General features: G+C 44.9%; 12 protein-coding genes and 1 pseudogene. 7 read left to right on the forward strand and 6 right to left on the reverse strand.

The genetic code is table 11. The annotated features are described in order from the left end of the window. Window positions 1-5 precede the first annotated feature (5 nt). Window positions 6-509 carry a hypothetical protein gene (locus AM228_RS23265; RefSeq protein ID WP_156331992.1) on the reverse strand — a complete coding sequence of 168 codons (504 nt, stop codon included), beginning with the start codon at window positions 507-509 and terminating at the stop codon, window positions 6-8. 308 nt (window positions 510-817) lie between these two features. Between AM228_RS23265 and AM228_RS23270 the strand changes: the two genes are divergently transcribed. Next, complete coding sequence (locus AM228_RS23270) at window positions 818-2,179, forward strand: ATP-binding protein (RefSeq protein ID WP_054469322.1); 1,362 nt, start codon at window positions 818-820, stop codon at window positions 2,177-2,179. Between the two features lie 86 nt (window positions 2,180-2,265). Here AM228_RS23270 and AM228_RS33375 read toward each other — a convergent pair whose 3' ends face one another. Together AM228_RS33375 and AM228_RS23275 are read right to left on the reverse strand one after the other, a co-directional pair. Further along, a complete protein-coding gene (locus tag AM228_RS33375) occupies window positions 2,266-2,406 on the reverse strand; it encodes a hypothetical protein (RefSeq protein ID WP_156331993.1) in 141 nt (46 codons plus the stop codon). A 293-nt stretch (window positions 2,407-2,699) separates the two neighbouring features. After that, window positions 2,700-3,020, reverse strand: a complete 321-nt coding sequence (locus AM228_RS23275) for a Mo-dependent nitrogenase C-terminal domain-containing protein (protein WP_054469323.1) — start codon at window positions 3,018-3,020, stop codon at window positions 2,700-2,702. A gap of 563 nt (window positions 3,021-3,583) precedes the next feature. Here AM228_RS23275 and AM228_RS33380 point away from each other — a divergent pair. Both AM228_RS33380 and AM228_RS23285 read left to right on the forward strand, forming a co-directional pair. Continuing rightward, the gene (locus tag AM228_RS33380; RefSeq protein ID WP_054469324.1) at window positions 3,584-4,048 is read left to right on the forward strand and encodes a hypothetical protein; all 465 of its coding nucleotides are present in this window, start codon (window positions 3,584-3,586) and stop codon (window positions 4,046-4,048) included. A 506-nt stretch (window positions 4,049-4,554) separates the two neighbouring features. Beyond that, on the forward strand, window positions 4,555-6,060 hold the full coding sequence (locus AM228_RS23285) for a DUF1802 family protein (protein WP_054469334.1): 1,506 nt from the start codon (window positions 4,555-4,557) through the stop codon (window positions 6,058-6,060). A 48-nt stretch (window positions 6,061-6,108) separates the two neighbouring features. On the opposite strand, the gene AM228_RS23290 is transcribed toward AM228_RS23285, so the two are convergent. Further along, window positions 6,109-6,354: a hypothetical protein gene (locus tag AM228_RS23290; protein WP_054469325.1), complete on the reverse strand. Its 246-nt coding sequence runs from the start codon at window positions 6,352-6,354 to the stop codon at window positions 6,109-6,111. 339 nt (window positions 6,355-6,693) lie between these two features. Here AM228_RS23290 and gpmI point away from each other — a divergent pair, with 339 nt between their 5' ends. From gpmI to AM228_RS23310, 4 genes are all read left to right on the forward strand, one after another. Next, complete coding sequence (gene gpmI, locus AM228_RS23295; protein WP_054469326.1) at window positions 6,694-8,292, forward strand: 2,3-bisphosphoglycerate-independent phosphoglycerate mutase; 1,599 nt, start codon at window positions 6,694-6,696, stop codon at window positions 8,290-8,292. A 111-nt stretch (window positions 8,293-8,403) separates the two neighbouring features. Next, window positions 8,404-8,634, forward strand: coding sequence for a preprotein translocase subunit SecG (secG, locus tag AM228_RS23300; protein ID WP_054469327.1), 231 nt, complete (start codon window positions 8,404-8,406; stop codon window positions 8,632-8,634). 321 nt (window positions 8,635-8,955) lie between these two features. Next, the gene (locus tag AM228_RS23305; protein ID WP_054469328.1) at window positions 8,956-9,822 is read left to right on the forward strand and encodes a matrixin family metalloprotease; all 867 of its coding nucleotides are present in this window, start codon (window positions 8,956-8,958) and stop codon (window positions 9,820-9,822) included. 527 nt (window positions 9,823-10,349) lie between these two features. Further along, window positions 10,350-16,091 carry a hypothetical protein gene (locus AM228_RS23310; protein WP_054469329.1) on the forward strand — a complete coding sequence of 1,914 codons (5,742 nt, stop codon included), beginning with the start codon at window positions 10,350-10,352 and terminating at the stop codon, window positions 16,089-16,091. Window positions 16,092-16,204: 113 nt separating this feature from the next. Here AM228_RS23310 and AM228_RS23315 read toward each other — a convergent pair whose 3' ends face one another. Next, the gene (locus AM228_RS23315; protein WP_082349028.1) at window positions 16,205-17,005 is read right to left on the reverse strand and encodes a Uma2 family endonuclease; all 801 of its coding nucleotides are present in this window, start codon (window positions 17,003-17,005) and stop codon (window positions 16,205-16,207) included. A gap of 115 nt (window positions 17,006-17,120) precedes the next feature. Beyond that, window positions 17,121-17,389, reverse strand: a pseudogene (locus tag AM228_RS34495) (Uma2 family endonuclease); the annotation flags it as partial.

The following is a 17,389-nucleotide window of genomic DNA, read 5'->3' on the forward strand; positions in this document are numbered from 1 at the left end:
ATCGATTAACTCCCTGGAGAACTAGCGCCCGGGTTCAGATGGAATCTTAAGAAGTGGTAATTACTGCTACAGTTTTCTTTTCGGGAACAATTAATATCAATGGCGAGGCTTCGTCCGTTACTCACATCCACCAGGAATGTATTGATCTTTCCCGACTCACCTTCGTGTCGAGCCACTTCACTGCCATCCACATAAACTTGGATAATAGCTGGTGGTTGCTTAGATCCATCTGGAATGCCATACTGCATTTCCACTGTTCCAGGACCTCCTGGCAGTCTACAGGTGATGCCAACAGGGTTTGTACTCATAATACTGGTGTATAGTTCTCGGCCTATGGAAATATCAGCTCCCGAACTGAAAGGCCAGCCGGAATGCCAAACTATAAGACATTCCAGGTCGCGTAAATAAATCGGGCGCTGGGCTTGGGCGGCTGGTGGCATGGCGGTTCCTAGCATGGCAGACAGCATCCCCATCGAAAGCCACCGCCTGACTGAGGGAAATTTTTTCATGGAAATAGCCTCAGAATGATTCTTTCCACTATTGTAGGTAAGGAACCGTGGCAGCGCTGTCACCATTTCACGCCCACACCCCATCAGAAATGTCAGAAAAATTGTCACCAATGTCAGCAATGTCGGTTATAATTTCCAGAAATTAATCTGGTAGGGGCAATCCCCCCGTGGTTGCCCCAATATTTGTGGTTGCACCAATATTTGTGGTTGCCCCAATATTTGTGGTTGCACCAACACCGTTTCGGGGTAGGCACCGCCATCGCACTACCCCTACAAAATTCCCAAAATCAACCATTTATTTTAATCTGATGGACATCACAGACGTGCTTAACCTCGCAGAAGCGTTGATATTTATGAAAACTGGCAAGCACTTAGACCATCTGCAAAAAGCTGTCCTCCAGGGAACATTTGAAGGGAAAACTTATACCGAAATCGCCGCAGAAACTTATCAAAGCGAAGGGCACGTCAGGAATACTGGATCGGAACTCTGGAAAGTGTTATCAGCAGAATTAAAAGAAGAAATTAATAAATCAAATTTTCGAGCAGTTATTGAAAAAGTAGAAAATAACTTTTCATCCGCCACTTTCAAAGGTGATGTAACATTTCAAAGTATCAACTTTTGCCGCGAAAGTAAACTAGCAACCACCGGCAACCAACAACCGGAAAAAAAAACACCAAAACAACATCTAAACCTCGGTGATGCCCCAGAAATTACCGCATTTTACGGACGCAAAGAAGAACTTGCCACCCTACAAAACTGGATATTAGAAAAAAACAGCCGATTGATTGCCATATTAGGACTCAGAGGCATCGGCAAAACTACCCTCGCGCTTAAAATTATCGAACAAATCAAACCGGAATTTGACTATATTATTTATCGTAGTCTGCGTTTTTCCCCGACTCCAGAAACAACCCTGACCAACCTGCTAGAAATCTTCTCTACTTCAGACATTCCCAATAATATAGAAACCCAAATTTGCCAACTTCTCGAATATCTGCGGCAATATCGCTGTTTGATTGTGCTTGATGATGTGCAAATGCTTTTCACTGCTCAAAAACTCGCAGGACACTATAAAATCGGCGGGGAAAATTATCAACGTTTCTTTAAACTCATGGCCGAAGTTTCTCACAATAGTTGTTTAATTCTCATTGGTTCGGAAAAACCGCGAGAAATTGCTAACTATGAAAAAGAAAATAAATATTGTCGCAGCTTAGTTTTATCCGGTTTGGGGATAGAAGCTGAAGAAATTTTAAAAGAACAAGATTTAAGCGATGAGTCAATCTGGGAAAGTTTAATTGAGATTTACCAAGGCAACCCCCACTGGCTAAAACTCACCGCCACCCTGATTCACGAATTATGCGGTGGTAGAGTGGCGGATTTTTTACAGTTTGAAATGCCGATTATTAGTGACTCTTTGGCAGAATTGTTAGACGATGCTTTGGAACGTTTGACCGAGGCTGAAAAATCGACGATATATCACATTTCACAGGCAGCAGAACCCGTGAGTTTGGGGCAAATTTTTCAGGAAATCCAGATGTCCTCAACAGACTTATTTAATGTGATGCATTCCCTGAAACGCCGGTTTTTAGTTGAGGATATTCCTCAAGATAAAATTAATTTTTTTACAGTGAATCCTGTGTTTAAGGCGTATGGGAAAAAAGATGGGTAAATGCGGCTTAAAAAAGAAACCGGGTTTCTAGGTGAATTTTTGTCTTCGGCAAAGATGGTCTAAAGAAACCCGGTTTTTGAACTCAATTAAGAAGTAATCTCTTTAGTGAGATTTTGCACCAATTCCACAGGTAAACCTGTAAATTTCACCACTTGCTCTATAGTCATCCCTGACTTGAGAAGATTTAGAGCAATTTCTTTTTTACCTTGAATAGACAATTCTGGCAAAATAAATATCTCGATCCCCCCAACCCCCCTTAAAAAGCTAATCTTGTAGGGGTTTGTAAATGCTGTATTTAAAAATTGTTCTTCAGATTGTTTAGCGATTTTTTGGGTAAATTTTAAATTTTTTTATCAAAAAAACCGCTATTGTTTCAATAAAAAAGGTAAGTTATATAATTTTTTAGGCCAGAAAAAAGCTAGGAATAAACCGGGTTTTTAGGTTAATTTTGGACTTCGGCAAATATTTTTTTGTGAAAAAACCCGGTTGCTGATTTTCTACCCATGATTTTCTAGCCATTCTAACAATAGTGACGGATATCTTCCTGACATTCATCGGCTAAGTAGCAGAGGGCACGAAACCGTAGACTAATGAGTTCTTCATACAAGGGATTGAGTTTACATAAGGGAGGAATATGGATGGTGTAACCGAATAAGCTAATTTTTCTCTCAAAGGGACATTGGGTGGGAATGACCTGACAGATTAAATGGGCGATTTTTGCATTGTCAATTTTCAGTTGATTCAGCCAGTGCCGCATGGGATTTAAGGCTTTAAACGGTTTATGGTTAGAAATGGTTTGAGTGGCGATGATTTTTTGGCCAATTTTGATGAGGTTTAACATGGTTTTGGGTAATTTTGTGTAGTTAAAGGTTGTTATAAGTAGGTGAACATAATTAATTGCACTTTTCGTTCTCCACCGTAAATCCTTGGATTCCCGCCTTCGCGGGAATGACAGTTTTTTTTCTGATATGGTCTGCATTTATTTCTGCCCACCTACTTAGCGGTCTTAAGTTATTTCTCCCAGAACGGGAGAGGAGGACTCATATAGTCCATGAATCCTGTACGGATTGCGATATATTCCTATTTAAGCATAAATCTAGTAAATGTAAAGACTAAATGTATATAAATAAATTTTATATTGTATTATTTCTGCTTAAGTTTGAGCGGGTTTTTATTTGAATAAAAAATCAACCCATCCCGAATAATGAACGGAAAAGAGTTAGGACTGATTTATCTACAGTCGGAGGTCAAAGGAGGCGAATCGCAGTCTCCGAAAAAATACGGATAAAAATGTAGGTTATGCGGTGGTGTGATTTAAGTTTTCTATAAATAAACTTAATTGTTAACTAATAATAATGGCTGGTATAATTTATCGACATATACCAGAGATTAGGCCATTTAAATATGCCATACAAACAAAATGCCAAACAAAGTGCGAAGCCAGGTTTACGAGATAGCGTTGCTAAGGCGAAAATTCGGGTTTTGTTAGGACTGTGGGATTTGGACGCGACGAAAAACCCGGTGAAGAAAGGCGAAGTGATTAAGTGGGTGAAGAATTCTAATGAGCGATCGGCTGATTACGATCCGGTGTTGGAGGAGTTGGTCGCGAAAGGCGCGATCGCCGTGGCAGGTAATCAGATATCTTTGAGCGATCGCGGTTTGGGGATGCTAGACGAAAGTTTGACCAGTGCGGAGTTGTCTCTGGGTGAGGGAGAAAACGGCCCGTTTGAGTTTCCCGGCAGTATTATTGGGACAAAAGTGGCGAATGCGTTGCTGAAACTGATGGAACGTTATAAAGACTTACCATTAGGATTTGTGGATGCTAGTTTAGTGATTCTAGCGGAACGGTATCAAATTAAAAGAATTTAAACCTTAGACAGAAGGCATTTTAACTTAATCCAATCATAACAAGTTAAATATTTAGAAATATGGCCATTATTTTTATTGTACAGCATTAACTTAATGTGAGAGTTTCTCTAAATAATGACATTAAAACCCAAACAATCAAATTGCCAAAAACCAATTAATGTATAATGAGAATATGTATCCAATTTTTCCCATTTTATCGCTTACGGAAAAGTAAGGGCAAAGCATTCGGGTAAAAAATTTTGGCTTTATCCGATCAATCCTTTGCCGGGATATGCGAAGCTATGCCGCTAGGCTATATGCTTTGCCCCTACCCCGTAATTATTGATGGATGAAATAACCATGAATATCTCAAAAAAATGTAGTTCAATTGCGATCGCGAATCTTATACAGTGCCCCGGTTGCCGTAATATTTTTGGCTTTTGTTGGGTTTCGTTCCTCAACCCAACCTACAATAGATCAATTTATTAACTAAACATCGGTGGGCAATGCCCACCCTACATATTATTATGAACCAATTGTTTTCTATCCCGATCGCCGTACCAATACCCGCCCCAGAGGTGGACGCTTTAATTGAAGGTAAAATCATCGCTATTATTACCAAAATATTTCTCAACCCAGGGCGGCAATTTTCTCTTTACCCTGGGGATAGTTCCCTGAACCCACTGCCCCCAGAACAATATTATCATGCAGATTTTTTAGAGGCTGCCCAAACTGCCCAAAAAAATATTGAACATGGCTTAAATGATGACACGGTTTTAATTAAAGCATGGGCAAGATGCGAATTTTGTGAAATGCTGAATGATGTAAATGCGATCGCGTCATTATCAGAAGCAACCATTTGGACACCGGCAGGACTGCAAGCAATTCTGAATCAAGGGCGATCGATATTTTTAGCTTATTTACGAGTGTATCATCTAGAAAATCCCAGCGTAGCCCTGGCAAATTCTAAAGGAAATTTTATCAGTGTCCAGTTAAATGTATCCAGCGATCGCCCCATATTAACTGATGACCAGTTTAGCCAATATTACCAAAACTTGCAAGAACGAAAACCAAGGGAACCATTCACCCCACCGCCCCCGATAATTCCGCCATTACCTCCACCGTTCGATCGCTTATACCCTGCATTAACTCAATTAGTCACCACCAACTCGGCGGCTAATTCATTTTATCAGCAACTTTTAAAGTTTTTAGGCTTTAATCAACCTGCCCCAGTTATTCCCGAAAATCCCGATTTAGCTTGGATTAAAACTATCACCGAGTTAGGAAATCGTAGCCAACAAGAAGATAGCGGCAAAAGTAACTATCAAGCGGGGACAGACTTTGAAAATATTGTCCGCCAAAGCCTAGAATTTTTAGGCTTTACGATTGATTATAGTCATAAAGGTGGCGCAGGAGGATTAGATTTACTCTGTTCTGCCCCTTATCTCTTGGTCGGGGAATGTAAGGCTGGGAAAAGTATCCCCAACGATACCGCCGTCCAATTATTAAACTTAGCCACTCTTCGCCTCCAAGACTCTAAGTTACGGGACCAAGCTATCAAACTGATTATCGGCCCTGGCAAACCTACCCAACAACTATTACAAGCCGCAGAGGTTCATAAAATGTCTATTATTAGCCCCGAAATTCTGGAAAAATTAGTCACCTTGGAAAGTCAATGTCCCCGTTGCATTGACTTATTTAAACTGAAAGAATACCTCCAACCCGGACAAAGTGACCAGGCGATCGCCCAATATATCGATCAAGTGAAACAACAACTGAAGGTGCGATCGCATATAGTCCAACTGGTGAAAAATCATCTCAACAAAACCAATGCTAAATTTATTGGGCTAGAGACGATTTATGGGGCTTATCCCTACTCAAATCCTCCCGAAGATTTAGACCAACAACAATTATACCAAATTTTACTAGAACTTTCTTCTTATTTTGCCGGATATCTAGGCCGGATTCCTGGGAATCATGGCCAAAAGAGCGATCGCTTTTATTTTTTACGAGACGTAGCGATCAATGTTTAATTAATTAATGTCACCACGGATGAAAATCCGTGGCGATTGGCTGGCTATTTAAGTTGATTCCCATTCATATTCTAATTCCCCCGATTGAATTTTACGCCAAATTAATTGTTGACATAAATCTAACTCTTCGGGTGTGACTTTTCCATCAGACGCCATAAAGGTTTTAATTGAGTTCATTTCATCTTCAGAAACCAGTCCATCAGCAGTGGCTTTTTCAATCAGCCGTTTCAGCTTATCTAGGTCTGTTAATTCCGCTGGAGATAGGGGTTGGCTATTAGGTCGAGATACTTTCATAATGCTCTGTGACTATTTTTTTCATTTGTTAACGATATTATTATACTAAAATAATCGCGGGCGATCGATTATTAACCAAACTGTGATGGTTTCTTGATAAAAACCATTGCTATATGAGGATAATTATGGTATAATTAATAATGGTATTATAAATTACTATATAGTTTCCAATAAATCAATTTAATATTTTGATTAATATTTTGAGATTTTCTGTCCTGGACGGTGTTAGATCGCTGGCAGAATTAGAGATTTCGCGGCGGATTGCTGTTTGTAACCGAGAAAGGTCGCGGATTTTGTTATCATTAATGAGCAAGAATTCAACCGAAAGGTGACTTGATTATGCCAAAAGGATTTCGATCGCCGGTAGTGCTAATTATTTTAGATGGCTGGGGCTACCGCGAATCAAATGATGGAAACGCTATTGCCACTGGTCATACTCCGGTGATGGATAGCCTTTGGGAAACCTATCCCCGAACCTTAATTCATACTTCGGGAAAAGCAGTGGGTTTGCCCGCTGGTCAAATGGGAAATTCCGAAGTGGGTCATATCAATATCGGTGCGGGAAGAGTCGTTAAGCAAGAGTTAATGCGGATTACCGATGCGGTAGAGGATGGTTCTCTGCTAGAAAACCCCGCATTGGTGAAATTATGCGCTGAAGTGCGATCGCGCCAAGGCAAACTGCATTTAATTGGCTTATGTTCCGATGGCGGTGTGCATTCTCATTTGAGCCACCTGTTCGGATTGCTCCGACTAGCCAAAGCGGAAAACATTTCTGATGTCTGCATTCATGCGATTACCGATGGTCGAGATACCCTGCCTAATTCTGGGGTTTCATATATAGAACAAATCGATCGGGCGATCGCGGAGATTGGTGTCGGTAAAATTGCCACAATTACGGGTCGTTATTATGCAATGGATCGCGATCGCCGTTGGGATCGGGTCAAACGGGCTTACGATCTGTTAACCATTGATGGGTCTGGCAATGGAATGTCAGCGGCTGAAGTCCTCAAAGCATCTTACGCCCAAGATATCACCGATGAGTTTATCAACCCCACCCGGATTACCAATGGGGCAGTAGAACCGGGAGACGGAATTATTTTCTATAACTTCCGGCCCGATCGCTCCAGACAACTGTCTTGGGCGTTTATGAGCCCTAATTTTAACGGCTTTGAACGGGAGCAAATTCAACCCCTATCATTTGTCACCTTCACCCAATACGATCAAGATTTGCCGGTGATGGTCGCCTTTGAACCGCAGAACTTGAACAATATTTTAGGCCAAGTGATTGCCGATCGCGGTCTGCGTCAGCTACGCACGGCGGAAACGGAAAAATATGCTCATGTGACTTATTTCTTTAATGGCGGTCTGGAAGAACCCTTTGAGGGGGAAGACCGCGAGTTAATTCCGTCGCCAATGGTCGCCACTTATGACCAGCAGCCGGAAATGTCCGCCGAAGAAGTCACCGATACCGCGATCGCTGCCCTGCAAAAAGGCATCTATTCCTTAGTGGTGATGAACTATGCCAACCCAGATATGGTGGGTCACACGGGCATGATGGATGCGGCGATTAAAGCGGTGGAAACCGTAGACCGCTGTCTGGGAAGGCTACTAGAGGCGATCGGCAAAGTGGGCGGTACGGTACTGATTACTGCTGACCACGGCAATGCGGAGTTAATGTGTGATGAAACTGGTCAACCCTGGACAGCGCACACCACCAATCCCGTGCCTTTAATCCTGATCGAAGGGGAAGGGGTGAAAATCTCTGGACATGGCAATCAAGTCAAACTCCGGGAAAACGGCTGTCTGGCAGATATTGCCCCGACCATCCTGGATATTTTGCAAATCCCCCAACCGCCAGAAATGACAGGTCGCTCTTTAATTGCCGCAGCTGAGGTGCAAATTTTGCTCCCACGTCAACCTGTCCCCTTATCTGTCTAGGTTGATTGATCGAGCCGGGGATCATGCGATCGCTTCCCCATAATCTTCCCATAATCGTATAATGCGATCGCCCCGGGTTTTCATAAACATAAATTTCGTTAGGTTTTCTCCATGACGGTTAACTCTCTTCTAGAAGTGATTTGGACTATTTCGGCATTTGGGCTGGTGGTCTTGGTTCTGCTACATAGCCCCAAAGGTGATGGCATTGGTGGAATTGGCGGACAAGCCCAACTTTTTACCAGTACCAAAAGCGCCGAAACTACCTTAAACCGGGTTACTTGGACCTTTGCCATCCTGTTTATGGGTTTGACGATTATTCTCAGTGCCGGTTGGCTTGGTTAAAGCGATCGCTTTACTGGCCCAAGGCCAAGGAGTTAGTCAACGACCCCCTTGGTGACAAAACTGGGCAGTTCCAGAAAAAAGATTTCCCCTTTGCCATCTGGGTGAGGGGGTATTTTTTTATTGATGCCCTAATTAGAATAGGACATGGGCTTTCGCCTTGTCACCTCTGCGCTTAGATCCCTATCATCCCTGGATGGGAATAAAACTCACTCCAGTTGCCAACAAATATCACGGGGAAATGTATCCCTAGGGGTGAAAATAAGACTAATCTAATTCAACGGCCAAACATCGTTCAAACCTCGTTTAACCTTCAGTCTAATTGTGAAAAAGTCTAAATTACCCCAAAAATTGCCCAAACACCTAACTTTGCTCATTTTAACTTGGGTAACTTTTTTGTCTGTAATATTGACAAATCATCCCATCATCGCCAAAAATTCATTCAACAATTCACCCATTCAAACCAACCTAATAAACAATTTACCAAAAACTGCATCAGATGCAGCATCAGACGCAGAAAATATCCTGCCCAAACCGCATCCTTTGCCAGAAACATTGCAGCAGTGGCAAGACTCCAGCGGCGATTATTTCTCAGAAATTGCTCCGATTTCATCCGTAGGCTATCTGATTTGGTCGAAATTTCCCGTCACCGTCTATATTCAAACCCCAACACTGGAAGAGTTAGAAACTTTTGAAGGCAAAAGTCTGCAAACCTGGGTGACTTTTGTCTCCCAAGCCGTTGCCGAATGGAGCGTTTATTTTCCCTTAAAAATCATTGACGATCCAGAAACCGCCGATATCGCTATTTGGCGGCGCCGCCCCGGTCTAAGACTTTCAGAAACCGGGGAAATTCTGCCAGCGCGATCGGCGGAAGCTAATTATCAATTATATCATATATCTCAGCAAAAATCAGATAATTCAACAGATAATTTACCAGATAATTTACCAGAAAGTTTAGCTCATAAATTTACAATTTTACTGAGTCCCACGCAAACAGGTTCTTATATTCAATCAGCGGCAAAACATGAACTCGGTCATGCCTTGGGCATTTGGGGGCATAGTCCCCTAGAAACCGATGTCATGTATTTGGCTCAAGTGAGAAATTCGCCGCAAATTTCCCCGCGAGATATCAATACATTGAAGCGCATTTATCAGCAACCAACTTATTTAGGCTGGCCTAAATTATTTTAGGCAATTTTTTTTAACTAATCAAAATAAATTGTCTAAATAATTAGGGTAACATAATTAATTGCACTTTTCGTTCCCCACCGTAAATCCTTGGATTCCCGCTTGTAGGAAGGTTCATAGGAGAGAGGAAAGAGAATAGAGAATTTTCATTAGCATCCTCTTTCCTATGCATCCTCTTTCCTCTGATATGGTCTGCATTTATTTCTGCCCACCTACTTATTATAACGTTATGTTTATGGCTTCTATGGGATAGATATGCGATCCCAATTTTATTACCCTGGCATAGCAAAACGATTAGCCAAGATTGCCGGACATTTACATCAGCGATCGCTCATTTAAAAAACTATACTTTTATACATAAAAAATATAATATAATTTTGCCTAAACAAGATATAATATTTTACCAGGGGTGCCGCTTGTCAAAAATCAGCGTAAACAAGCAAATAAATCCGGAAAACCTGGCATTTATTATAAAAAGTTACCAGACTGGTTATTTCATAAATAGTTCAAAATAGGAAGGAGAGTTTTTAATGGCGACTAAAGAATTCGCTCAGGTATTATTAAATCCTCAACTGTTTGAGGATACAGAAGTCACTCCAAATATCCCAGACCCTCAAACCGAAGACGACCAATCAGCGATCGCGCCAGAAACCATATTCGATTCCCTTGTATATCTGGAGGAAAATCCCGACGTAGCCGCCGCAGTACAGCGAGGAGAAACCACAGCCTTTGACCACTTCCGGCAATACGGACGCTTTGAGGGGCGCACCTTTAACTCCTTTTTCAGCGTCAGCATTTACCTACAGCAGAATCCGGATGTTGCGGCTCAAGTTCAAACCGGGCAAACCAACGTTTTTGACCACTTCTGGCAATTCGGGCGCTTTGAAGGGCGAGAATTTAGCTCATTCTTCAGCGTCAAGGCATATCTGGAGAAAAACCAGGACGTAGCTGCCGCCGTACAGCGCGGGGAAACTACTGCTTTCGACCACTTCCGGCAATTCGGACGCTTTGAAGGGCGGGAGTGTTCTGACCTGTTCAGCGGCAAAAAATATCTGGAAATGAACCCGGATGTCGCTGCCGCCGTGCAGCGCGGCGAAACCACAGCCTTTGACCACTTCCGGCAATTCGGGCGCTTTGAAGGGCGGGAATTTAGCTCATTCTTCAGCGTCAAAGCATATCTGGAAAAAAACTCCGACGTAGCGGCAGCAGTAGAACGCGACGAAACCACAGCCTTTGACCACTTTTGGGAATTCGGACGCTTTGAAGGTCGGGAAATCAGCTTTTCTTTCACCATTTCCCAAATCACCTCCATTTTTAGCGTCACCAGCTTCTCAGAAATCAGCTTCTCGTCCCTGTCAGAATTCTTCAGTAGCAGCGAGGGTCAAACGTTGCTCCTCGGTGGGGGGGAAGACGACCTGACCGGCAGCGAAACCACAGCAGAAACCAGCGGTGAAACTACTACAGCAGAAACCAGCGGTGAAACTACTACAGCAGAAACCAGCGGTGAAACTAATACTGCTAATACTGCTAATACTGCTAATACCACCACAGAAGATCCGCTCATCGTTCAAATCCCGAACTTTCCAGACACGGAATCAGGAGGCAGCACCCCCGACGGCGGCGGGGAATCCAGCAACGGCGGCACTCCTGACGGCGGCCCGGAACCGACCATACCGGCGCCTTCCGCTACCCTCGATATCAGTTTTATCGTCGAAACTTACCGGGAACAACTACAAGCACAATTCCCCGGTTTTGACTTTGAGAACCTCACCGTCGCCCAAGCACTGCAAATTCAGCAGTATGCGGAAGCCGAACAACTGAACCCATCGCCGTTTGTGGATGCCCGGTTCGTCAGTTCGGTGGTGTCGGTGCGCCTGCAAAGCCTGGGGATTAATATTACTGGGTTGAGTACACAGGAGATTATCGAGAAAGGACTCGAAGAAGGGATTAGCCCCTGCCCGACCATTGACCTCAGTTTCTACCGCAACAGCTACGCCGCTCAACTGTTGAAATTTTTCAAGGTTGAGTCGATCGAGCAAATCAGCAACCAAGAGTTATTCAAGTTCATCGGCGGTGAAGGTCTCAACCTGGGGTTAAACACTTCAGCCTTTTTTAACCTCAAAACCTATCGCGAAACCTTCTCAGCCGAAATCATCGAATTCTTCGGCGTGTCTTCTATTGAAGAAGTCACCAATCAGCAAATCTTCCAGTTTGCCAACGGTGAAGGGTTAGAAGAAGGTCTTAATCCTTCCCAATTCGTCCGCCTGAACTTCTACAAAGCCGTTTATGCCGAACAGCTTAAAGAGTTCTTTGGTGTGGAATCTCTTGATGAAATCAGCAACATTCAACTGATTGGTTTTATCGCTACCACTGGCATTGAGCAAGGTCTGAATCCTTCACCGGCGATCGGCTTCAACTACATTAAAGCTGTGTATGGCGAAGAAATAACCGCCGCATTAGGTGAAAACCCCAGCTTCCAGGCAATCCTGAACTTCATCAGCACCGAAGGTCTGGAGATGGGCTTAAATCCGTCGCCGTTCGTCAACTTGGCTTATTCCGAGAAACGCTACCGGGAAGATATTCGCGCTGCCAAAGATATCTTTGGCAAGGCAGAGGGCAGCAACACACTCCAGGAAATCAAAGACTTGAGCGACGAAGAACTCAACGCTGGTGTGGCCAAACTCAGCGATGCACAGGTACTAGAATCTCTAGTGGTTGACGATGCCCCAATGGTCGATGTGAAGTTCTATCGCTGGCAGTATGGGGAAGAGTTGAAAACCTTCTACGGACTGGCAACCGTGGCAGAAGTGGCCGACCTGAGCGAAGAGCAAATTATCTCCTTTGCTTGCGGTGAAGGTCAAGATATGGGGTTGAGTCTGGCCCCATTTGATGCCGAAGCTTATTTGGCAGTAGAAGAAAACACCCAAGCACTCATCGAGTTATATGGCGTTGAGGATGTGGCCGACCTAAGCGAACGGCAGATTTATGAGTTTGCGCTGGGTGAAGGTCTGAAAAAGGGCTTGTCTGTTGCGACTTTCCTCAATATTGAATACTACAGCGTCACTTATGCAGCGGCTTTAACGGCTACTTTTGGCGCTGGTTATACCGACGAGCAAGTAGTCGATTTCGTCTTCGGCAATGCCAAGCCTTTTGTCGATGTGAAATACTACATTCAAGCCAACGCCGACGCGGTGGCGACTCTGGCGGCGTCTTTGGGTAAGGAAGTCACTGCCCTGACCGATGAAGAGATTATCACCTACGCTCTCACGGAAGGCTTTGATGGTTCGGCGAAGCTGTCACCCCTAAATATCACTGGTTATATCACCGCCCATACCCCCGAACTGGTTGCTTTTTATCAAGTAGAAGATCCGACCAAGTTGAGCAAAGACCAGGTGTATAAGTTCATGGTGGGCGAAAGCTGGAAACTGGGCATTAGTCTGGTGGGGTTTGTGGCTGAGGCGGATGTGCAATTCTATCGCGACCTGAATGCCCAAGCGCTGACCGAACTCTACGGCGTGGATGATGTGGCTTCTTTGAGCGCTGAAGTGGTTCTGGATTACCAGTTTGGCGGTCTATCTCAGTATATTGATTACGATTATCTGCGGTTCTCGATGTCAGAAGAACTGCTGGCTTTCTATGCTGATGCCGGTTTGACTGATGTGGCAGACCTGACGAATCTGCAAATCCTGGAGTACACCTACAGCCAGCTATTTGTCTCCGAAGAGTTCAGTATCGGGATGCTGTCCGCCGTCGATGTGCAAGGCTACTTGGAAGCTGGCGGTGCCGAACTGGAGCAGGCTCTGAAAGACTACTTCCAAGTGGAAGACCTCAAGTCTGTAGACCAGAAGGCTATTCAGGAGTTTATGCTCACGGTGGGCGTGGAACAGGGCTTCAGTGTGGAAGGCTTTGTGGATGTGGAATATATCCGCGAAACATTCGCGGCTGCGATCGCTACCCCAGAAGCCGTTGCCGAATGGTCTAGCACCAACACCGTTGATATCGGTTACGTCCGCTATCAAATTAACCAAGCGATCGCAGAGGGCACCCTAACTATCGACGGTCTCAAGGCAGCCTCCCTGGTAGGGGATGAAGTGGCGGATATCGCCGACCTGAACGATGCTGACCTCTGTGGCTTGACTCAAAAGACTGATTTCCAAGCGCTATTGGGTGATGGTGTTTCCATCAAGTTGTCTCTGTCGGAGAATATCGAGTACCTGCGCGAGACCTACGCCGCCGCGATCGCCTACACTCTGAACATTGAAGCGCAAGCGGTTGCCAACATCTCTGACGAAGAAATCCTCGCCTGGGCCAACGATAGTGGCGCTGATGTGGGCTTCATTCGCTACCAAGTGATGCAGGCGATCGATAAGCAGTATGTCACTCTCGACCAGGTAAAAACCTACCTCGGCGGGGTGCAAATTGAAAGCATCGCCGACCTCACCGATGCCCAAATCGTTGAATTAGCCTTCAACAGCGAATTCATCGGTGGGTTGCCAGAAGGCGAAGGGGTGATGCCGGGAGCGGTTGACACTGCTGGCTTTGCCGCAGTAGAAGAAAACGCCACCGCTTTAAAGGCATTTTTTGAGGTGGAAGATGTAGCCGATCTGACCCAAGCCCAAGTGCGCGAATTCATGTTTAGCGCCGCTATGGAGCAAGGGTTTAGCCTGGAAGGGTTCGTTAAGTTCGAGTATCTACAGTCAACCTATTTCTCTGCCATTGTTGGCAGCGACCAAGCAGTATTCGACTGGTTGGCCAAGGGCGGGGATAAAATCGATGTTGAGTTCCTGCGCTATGAAATCAAACAGCTACAGCCAGACCAACTCACTGGCTTGCTGGGCGACCTGAACATCGAAGTCGCCGATGTGGAAATGCTCGACACCAAGCAGGTGATTTCTATTGCCTACAGCGCTGAATTCAAGGATTTGCTGGGGGGTGAAAAACTCCAATTAGGGGCGATCGACCTCGATGGTTATCGCGAGAAATATGCCGCCGAACTCACCGACTTCTTTGGCAAGAAAGATGAAGCAATTACCCCAGGGGAAGATATTACCCCAGGGGAAGATATTACCGACGGCGAAGGTTTTACCCCAGGGGAAGATATTACCCCAGGGGAAGATATTATCGACGGCGAAGATATTACCCCAGGCGCTGAAGACTTCGACGTAGCCAAAATCAAGGACAAAGACCTTACCAAGTTCATGTTTGGCAAGGGATGGAAAATGGGGCTGAACCCCTTGGAGTTTGTCTCTGTGGATTACCTGCGCGACGAATTCGCCGGTCAAATCGCCAAACATTACAAGATTTCGCGTGAAGCTGTCGCCGAACTCAGCGACGAGCTAATCGTAGGCGGTATCTTTGGCGGTCTTGGCGATGAAATCGATATCGACTTCTGCCGCAAAGCCCACAAAGACAAGCTGACTGCTAAATTTGGCAAGGCGATCGAACAAATTACCGAGGTGGAAGTCCTCGAATTCGCCTACACCGACGGTTTGACCGAAGGGGTGCCCCTCTCTGAAGCCGACTTGGTGGATGTGGAAGGCTACCTCGGTGAATACGGCGACCAAGTGGCAGCCGAATTTGGCGTCGAAGTTGATAAAGTGGCCGAACTAGACGTTGCCAAGATTCTGGAATTCGCCAAGGGCAAAGGCTTGAAACTCGGTCTGGACTTGGCAGCCTTCGCCGACGTGGATGCCTTCCGCCAAAACCTCGCGGCAGATATCGCCTTCAACTACCGCTTAGAACAGGTGTATAACCTCACCGCAGAAAGCACTTTCAGCTATATGGTTACAGGTGGTATCGATGCCCGGTTGGATGCCTCCCCCGCGATCGACCTGGAGTGGTATAGCACTAACTACGCGGCAGAACTGGAAACCGATAAGGCCATCATTGACATTGATGGCAACGGCGAGATGGATAATGGCGAACTCTACGATTATGTGACGGGCGTCGGCTTAGAGAAAGGTCTCAACCCATCCGATCTGATTGATTTTGAGGCTTTTCGTGCCGAAGGCTCCCCTTCTGCCCAAGACCTGCTGACTTTCTATGAAGCCACCTCTTTGGAAGAAGTCAGCTATACCGAAACCCTGGAGTATATGTTGAGTGCCGGGTTGGAAGCTGGCCATCTGCCTTCCGATCGGGTTGACCTGGAAGGCTATATCGCGACTAACTCCAATCAACTGATTCAGCATTACGGCGTTGCGGCGATCGATCGGGTCTCAAAGGTTGATGCTTTCAACTATATGTTCGGATCTGGTTTTGAAATGGCAATCTAGCATTTACGCGATCGCGCAGGGTGCTGGAGGCGATCGGCTAAATCCATGATTAAGTTGTAGATGTAATGGCAGAGTGGAAATAACCCACTCTGCCAATTTTTAATTCAGGATTTTCATTCCGGCAACTCGCCAAATTGTTGCCGATAGCGAGCTAATTCGGCTTCAATTTCTTCCCGCCGTTGGCGTTCAGTTTCTGCTCGTTGATGTTCGGCTTCCGCTCGTTTGCGTTCTTGTTCTGCTTGGGCTTCCGCAGACTGACGGGCAAGGGTTTCCTCTTCCAAAGCAGTGGCTAATTCCGAGGGAATTAACAATTTTTCTCCGGTATCAAGGCGATAGAAACCAATCAATTTATCTTCTACCGCTAACCGTAGTTGTAATGGTTCACTCAGATTATCGGTAATGAGTTCATAAGTTTCTCCCCGAAGCCGATAGCCCTGTAATTTTTCGGTAATCCATTGTCCTTTGGGGTCAAATAACCAATATTCTTTCACCTCTAATTGGGCATACAAGTCTTTTTTGGAAATTAGATCCTGATCTTTTGTCCCCGGAGAAGTAATTTCAAAAATTACCGCCGGAACTTGTCCTTCTTCCCAGATTTTATAGTTATCTCTGCCTCCGGGTTGTACGTTAAAAATTACCATCACATCTGGGGCGATGCGTAGTTTGGGAAATCCTTGGGAGTAGTAAAGAAATTGGTTGCCTAATACGGTGGCTTGTTGACCTGTGAGGTATTGTCTTAATACTTCTAAGGTGATCAGAATTGCATATAAATGGTCGTAAGTTTCTGCCACGGGTTTACCATCTGAACTAGGATAAATTATTTCCGGGATTTCCGGGGTTGATTTGCTGGTTGATTCGGTGGTTGGTTGGGTACTGGGTTTGGTACTGGGTTGGGTTGCTAAAATTGCTGTCATAATTTTGGCCGATCCTTATATTGGTGTTAGTTGGGGGTATTAGTTGGGGTTGGGGTGAGGGTGAATGCGCTAGAAACCCTAGGGTGGGTGGGCAAAAAAAGCCCACCAGATTTTTTTACTCAGGTAATTCGCCAAATTGTTGCCGATAACGAGCTAATTGCGCTTCGAGTTCTTCGCGACGTTGGCGTTCTTGTTCTGCTTGGGCTTGGGCTTGCTCAAGGGCAGTGGCTAATTCCGAGGGAATTAACAATTTTTCTCCGGTATCAAGGCGATAGAAACCAATCAATTTATCTTCTACCGCTAACCGTAGTTGTAATGGTTCACTCAGATTATCGGTAATGAGTTCATAAGTTTCTCCCCGGAGCCGATAGCCCTGTAATTTTT

The organism is Planktothricoides sp. SR001, assembly GCF_001276715.1.
Taxonomy (GTDB): domain Bacteria; phylum Cyanobacteriota; class Cyanobacteriia; order Cyanobacteriales; family Laspinemataceae; genus Planktothricoides; species Planktothricoides raciborskii.